Source organism: Micromonospora sp. M51 (assembly GCF_018070305.1).
GTDB lineage: Bacteria > Actinomycetota > Actinomycetes > Mycobacteriales > Micromonosporaceae > Micromonospora > Micromonospora parva.
Window position 1 is genome coordinate 1 of the sequence record NZ_JAGPXZ010000366.1, and the last position, 5,923, is coordinate 5,923.

Genomic DNA, 5,923 nt, shown 5'->3' on the forward strand with positions numbered 1-5,923 from the left:
GCAGCCCGAGCGCCAGCATCCCGAAGCCGAGCGCGAGGTGCAGCCAGTTGTCGGCGTCGTTGACCGGCAGGATGTTCGCCCCGCCTTCCGGGTTGACCGCCTCGATGGCCAGGCCGTACAGCCAGAGGGCGAGGTAGATCGCGCCGCCGGCGGCCAGGAACACGCGGGCGCCGGCGATGCTGCGGGCCAGCACCAGGCCAGCCAGCCCGAAGAGCAGGTGCACCGCGTTGTGCAGGATCGACACCTGGAACAGCCCGAGCAGGCGGGCGTCCGAGTGGTGCCCGGCGAACCTCAGCTCGCCGTAGTCGGTGGTGATGCCGGGGATGAAGCCGAGGACACCGATCAGCAGGAAGACCCCGGCCACGACCAGTGCGGCCAGCTGGACGCGGGGTCGGGGACCGGCCGCCCGACCGCCTCGTGCGCCTCGTGCCATCGCTGCCCCCTCCGTGGATCTGTCGGCCTCGCGAACCTCACTGTCCGCAGCGGCGACGTGACGCAGCCCGACGATCCTCCATTTTGAAGTTCATCCGGTGGGCCGCGCAGAGAAATGCACGAAGAGGTATGGAAGCCGAAACGCAGGGTAGGTCAATGGTCAGCGGCGGCAACATCGCGCCGCATCCCCCCAGCACATACCGCGACGACTTGCTGAGCGGAAGGGAAATCATGACTTACGATCTTTCACCGACCTCCTCCACGTACGGGCAGCCCTCGACCAACGGCGGCGGCGTCCGCGACCAGGCGCGCCAGGTCGGGTCGGAGGCCGCGCAGGCCGGCGGGGCGGTCGCCCAGACCGCCAAGGAGCAGGGCACCGAGGTCGGCCGTGAGGCGGCCCGGCAGGCCCGCAACCTGTACGGCGAGGCTCGCAACCAGCTCGCCAGCCAGACCGGTGAGCAGCAGCGCAAGGCGGCCGGTGGGCTGCGTTCGCTGGCCGACGAGATGCGCTCGATGGCCGAGCAGGGTGGCCAGGCCGGCCCGGTGACCGAGCTGGCCCGCCAGGCCGCCGACCGGGTGCACGGTGTGGCCGGCTGGCTCGAGGAGCGCCAGCCCGGTGACCTCGTCACCGAGGTCCGCGACTACGCGCGGCGCAACCCGGGCACCTTCCTGGTCGGCGCGGCGGTCCTCGGTGTGCTGGCGGGTCGGTTGACCCGTGGCATCTCGGCGGCTGGTGACGACTCCGGCAACGGTTCCGCCGGCTACCGGGGTGCCGGCGCGTACGACCCGGAGCAGACCGCGGTGATCCCGACGCCGCCGCCGGCGCCTCGCGCGGTGCCGGACGCCGTTCCGGCCGGTGGCTACCTCGACCCGACCCCCGGCACGCACACCCCGCCGACGTCCGGTGGCTACGCCGACCAGACGGCTGCCGGCTACGCCGACCCGGCGTCCGGTGGTTACGCCGAGCCCGGCCGGGGCGACCACCCGGAGCACTCCGGCACCGGTCAGCCGCTGCCGCCGGTGACCCAGACCGACCCGCTGCCGGGCGTGCCGTCCAGCGGCAACCCGCGCCCGTGAGCCGCCGAGTCATCCGAAGGGAGACGACGGCATGAGCATGCCGACGCAGGGGTCCGGCCTGGACTCCGGTTACCACCCCACCGCGGGGGCCCCGCACACCGACGCGGAGGTGAAGAACAGCTCGCTCGGTGACCTGATGCGTCAGGTCACCACCGACCTGTCGACGCTGATGCGTCAGGAGGTCGAGCTGGCCAAGGCCGAGATCCGCCAGGAGGGCAAGAAGGCCGGCAAGGCCGCGGGCCTCTTCGGCGGTGCCGGCTTCGGCGGCTACATGGTGGCTCTCTTCGTGTCCATCGCCGTGTGGCAGTTCCTGGACAACGTCATGGACTCCGGTCTGGCCGCGCTGATCGTGGCCGTGATCTGGGCCGTGGTCGCCGCCGTCCTCTACTCGGCGGCCAAGAAGAACGCCCAGCACGTACGCGGGCTCAAGCAGACCAACGACAGCGTGCAGCGGATCCCCGACGCGCTCAAGCCACACCCGGAGGGAGTCACCCGATGAGCACCGATCCCGATCAGATCCGCCGTGAGATCGAAGCCACCCGCAACAGCCTCAGCTCCGATGTGGATGCGCTGGCGTACAAGGTCAGCCCCAGCCGCATCGTCGACGACCGTAAGCAGCGGGCCCGCTCCGCTCTGCAGAATGTGAGGGACAAGGTCATGGGAACTGCGTCTGACCTCGGCCACGGCACCGGCCAGGCCGCCCACTCGGTGGGCGACCACGCCTCGTCGGCGGCCTCCAGCGTCAGTGACGCCGCGCACTCGGCGGCGGCCACCGTCAGCGACGCCGCCCACAGCGCGCCGCGGGTGATCCGGCAGAAGTCCCAGGGCAACCCGCTTGCCGCCGGTCTGATCGCGTTCGGGGTCGGCTGGCTGGCCTCGTCGCTGATCCCGGCCTCCCGTCGTGAGCAGCAGGCCGCGACCCAGCTCAAGGAGCGGGTCAGCGAGCACAGCGGGGCGGTGACGGAGAAGCTGGGCGCGGTCGCGAACGAGCTGAAGGAAGAACTGCGCGAGCCGGCCCAGCAGGCCGCCGCGTCGGTGAAGTCCACCGCTCAGGATGCCGTGCACGCGGTCAAGGACGACAGCAAGTCCGCCGCGCAGGACGTCAAGGACCAGGCCCAGCAGGCCCGGCACCAGGTCAGCCCCTGACCGGGTCGACCACCGGTGCGACAGCTCGCGGCCACTGCGGTGACCGCGAGCTGTCGTGCTGTCAGGGGCGGTCACCCACCTGTGGGCGCAGGGCCCGGACCGGGTGGGCGGCCCGGCGGATGCGGGTGTCGCCGTACCGGACGCCGCCGAGCAGGAACCGCTGGGCGACCGCGAGCCAGCCGCACACGCCACGCTCCAGCAGCCAGAGCGGTGCCGCCAGCGCCGTCGTCGCGGGGAAGACCGCGACACCGCCCGCTCGACGGCGACCGACCTCGGCGAGCGCGACAGTGCCGGCCGCCGCGCCGAACACCAACCCGGGTCGCCGGGCCGCGACCGCCGCGGCCAGTGCCGGAAGGACCGCGAGCGCGGTCAGCAGGCGCGCCGGCTGCGCCAGATCGTCGTACGCCTGACGGACCCGTTGGCCGCGGAAGTGCGCGGCGTCCGGTGGCAGTCGGCGGACGTACAGCCAGGCCGGGGCGGCCTCGGTGCCACCGTACGCGCGCACGGTGCGGATCAGCTCCAGGTTCTCGAAGAGCACGTCCGGGTCGTACCCGCCCATGCCGAGGAAGGTGCTGTGCCGCACGGCCAGGGTGCCCGGGTAGTCCGCCCCGAGCGCCCGGTTGAGCAGCGTGCGACCGGTGTCCCACCAGGCGTGCCAGGGCAGCGGGTCGAAGTAGTTCTGCGGCCGGACCAGATCGACCTCGTCGAGCAGTAGGTGCACGGCGGTCAGCCCGGCCTGGTCGTACCGGACGTCGTCATCGGCGATCACCACGTGCTCGTGCTCCGCCGCGCGTACCCCGGTGCGTACGCCGACCACTTTTCCGTTGAGCCCGGCACCGGTGACGTCGGGCGGGAGGTGCCGGACCAGCCCCGCCCAGGCGTCGGCGTGCCGGGCGAAGAGGTCCGGAGGTGAGCCGTCGACCACGAGCACCTCGACCCGGTCGGACAGCCAGCGCAGGTAGTCGGTCAGCTCGGCCAGGCCGTTGTCGGAGTGCCAGCGCAGCGGCAGGACGTACGTCATCGGCAGACGGACCGGCGACGGGCCGGCGCCCTCGTGTTCGACCTCCCGACGCGCACCGCGCCGGGTGTCACCAGTGGGGCTGAACGGGGACATGACAACTCCGTGACGGACAGGGCCGCGGCCGGTGCCGAGCAGAGTCTGCCCGCAATCACGGGGATCAAACGGCCGGGTCGTTTCGACGGCCGGGCCCCGGGTAGCGCTGCCCGTAAGGGCGGTCCATGCCCGGTTTTCCGTGGAGGAGAGAGACGTGATGACCAACAACGGAACCAGGTGGGCGCTGCTCGGCGTCACCGCGGCGACGGCGGTCGGCGTGGGGCGGGCGGTGGCCCGCCGCCGGCATCGGCATCAGCCGCAGCGGCAGGACGGCTGGTACGTGGTGCGTCGCGCAGTGACAGTGGACCGGCCCCGGGACGAGGTGATCGGCTTCTGGGCCGACCGCGAACGGCGGGACCGGGCGCTGGCCGGCTGGGCCACGTTGCGACAGCTCGACGAACGCCGGTGGCGGTGCGTGGCCCGGGACCGGGCCGCCGGTGAGACGCAGTGGCAGGCCGAGATCACCGTCGAGGAGGCGGGCACGCTGCGGTGGCGGGTCGAGGAGGGGCCGATGCCGCAGCTGGGGCGAATCGAGCTGGCCGAGGCCCCGCAAGGCCGCGGCACCGAGATCCGCGCCGAGATGCGCTACCGCTCCGGCCCGCTGCGCCGGTTGGTCGGCCTGGTCGGCGGCGACGAACCGGACCTGGCGCTGCGGGACGCGCTGCGGCGGGCGAAGGCGCTGGTCGAGTGCGGCCAGGTGTTGGACACCCGGGACGACCCGTCCGGCCGCAGCCGGGCCCAGGAGAAGAGGACCGACAGGATGCGGGAGACGTTGATGACGGGAGGACGGGCGTGAGGGCGCTCTGCTGGGAAGGCGTCGGCAAGCTGGCGGTCCGGGACGTGCCGGAGCCCCGGATCCGCGCCGAGGGGGACATCATCGTCCGGGTCCGGGCCAGCAGTGTCTGCGGATCCGACCTGCACCTGATCAACGGGTACCTGCCGGCGATGCGGGAGGGGGACATCCTCGGCCACGAGTTCATGGGCGAGGTGGTGGAGACCGGGCCCGGCGTACGGCGGCACCGGGTCGGCGACCGGGTGGTGGTGGGGTCGGTGGTCGCCTGCGGTGGCTGTTGGTACTGCCGGACCGAGCAGTACTCGCTCTGCGACAACTCCAACCCGCAGCCGGTGTTCACCGAGAAGCTGTGGGGGCACGCGGCGGCCGGCATCCTGGGGTATTCGCACGCCGCTGGCGGCTACGCCGGATCGCACGCCGAGTACATCAGGGTGCCGTTCGGCGACATCGGCGCATTCGCCGTACCCGAGGGAGTGCCGGACGACTCGGTGGTGTTCGCCTCCGACGCGATGCCCACGGGATGGATGGCGGCGGACTTCTGCGGGCTGACCGGCGGCGAGGTGGTGGCCGTCTGGGGTGCCGGGGGAGTCGGTCAGATGGCGGCCCGCTCGGCGCAGCTCCTGGGCGCCGAACGGGTCATCATGATCGACCGGTTTCCGGATCGGCTCGCCACCGCCGCCGAACGGATCGGGGTCGAGACGATCAACTACGCGGAGACCGACGTGTTGGAGGCGCTGCGGGAGTTGACCGCCGGGCGCGGGCCGGACGCCTGCGTCGAGGCCGTCGGAATGGAGTCGCACGACGTCGGGCCGACCTACGCGTACGACCGGGTGAAGCAGGCGGCCCGGTTGCAGACCGACCGCCCGACGTCGGTCCGGCAGGCGATCATGGCCTGCCGCAAGGGCGGCACGGTGAGCATCGTCGGTGTCTACGCCGGCCTGGTCGACAAGTTTCCGCTCGGCGCGGCCATGAACAAGGCCCTGGTGCTGCGGATGGGACAGATGCACGCGCAGCGCTACATTCCGATGCTGCTCGACCGGCTCGCCGCCGGCGAGATCGAGCCCGGCTATCTGGCCACCCACCCGCTCTCCCTGGACGAGGGCGTCCACGGGTACGAGCTGTTCGAGAAGAAGGAGGACGGCTGTCTGCGCAGCGTGCTGCATCCCTGACGGGCCGGGGGCACCCGTCTCGCCGGGCACCGTGACCGGTGGGGCGGGTCAGGCCGGGCGGAGGTCGGGCGCGCGGCGGACGTTGGTGACGGTCAGGCCCAGCGGCGGCAGCGCCGGCATCCGGTGCAGGTCCAGGGCCAGGTCCTGGACCGGCACGTCGTAGCGCATGGCGGCGGTCAGGTTGGTGACCGC

The 5,923-nt window shown here is 72.4% G+C and carries 7 protein-coding genes; 5 read left to right on the forward strand and 2 right to left on the reverse strand.

Annotation, left to right across the window (positions count from 1 at the left end):
* Nucleotides 1-433 (reverse strand): DUF4383 domain-containing protein (locus tag KBX53_RS19435; protein ID WP_210860852.1); only part of this gene is annotated, 433 nt, incomplete at its 3' end.
* Between the two features lie 230 nt (nucleotides 434-663).
* Here KBX53_RS19435 and KBX53_RS19440 point away from each other — a divergent pair.
* From KBX53_RS19440 to KBX53_RS19450, 3 genes are read left to right on the forward strand one after another with little or no spacing between them, the layout of a single operon-like run.
* A complete protein-coding gene (locus tag KBX53_RS19440) occupies nucleotides 664-1,509 on the forward strand; it encodes a hypothetical protein (RefSeq protein ID WP_030336552.1) in 846 nt (281 codons plus the stop codon).
* 31 nt (nucleotides 1,510-1,540) lie between these two features.
* Nucleotides 1,541-2,008: a phage holin family protein gene (locus tag KBX53_RS19445; protein WP_030336550.1), complete on the forward strand. Its 468-nt coding sequence runs from the start codon at nucleotides 1,541-1,543 to the stop codon at nucleotides 2,006-2,008.
* Complete coding sequence (locus KBX53_RS19450) at nucleotides 2,005-2,655, forward strand: DUF3618 domain-containing protein (RefSeq protein WP_030336548.1); 651 nt, start codon at nucleotides 2,005-2,007, stop codon at nucleotides 2,653-2,655. Before KBX53_RS19445 ends, KBX53_RS19450 begins: the two co-directional genes overlap by 4 nt.
* A 61-nt stretch (nucleotides 2,656-2,716) precedes the next feature.
* On the opposite strand, the gene KBX53_RS19455 is transcribed toward KBX53_RS19450, so the two are convergent.
* Nucleotides 2,717-3,769, reverse strand: a complete 1,053-nt coding sequence (locus tag KBX53_RS19455; protein ID WP_210860854.1) for a glycosyltransferase family 2 protein — start codon at nucleotides 3,767-3,769, stop codon at nucleotides 2,717-2,719.
* A gap of 157 nt (nucleotides 3,770-3,926) precedes the next feature.
* Here KBX53_RS19455 and KBX53_RS19460 point away from each other — a divergent pair, with 157 nt between their 5' ends.
* Nucleotides 3,927-4,565: a cyclase gene (locus KBX53_RS19460; RefSeq protein ID WP_210860856.1), complete on the forward strand. Its 639-nt coding sequence runs from the start codon at nucleotides 3,927-3,929 to the stop codon at nucleotides 4,563-4,565.
* Nucleotides 4,562-5,731: a zinc-dependent alcohol dehydrogenase gene (locus KBX53_RS19465; protein ID WP_210860857.1), complete on the forward strand. Its 1,170-nt coding sequence runs from the start codon at nucleotides 4,562-4,564 to the stop codon at nucleotides 5,729-5,731. The genes KBX53_RS19460 and KBX53_RS19465 overlap by 4 nt, the downstream gene beginning before the upstream one ends.
* The last annotated feature ends 192 nt before the right edge of the window (nucleotides 5,732-5,923 follow it).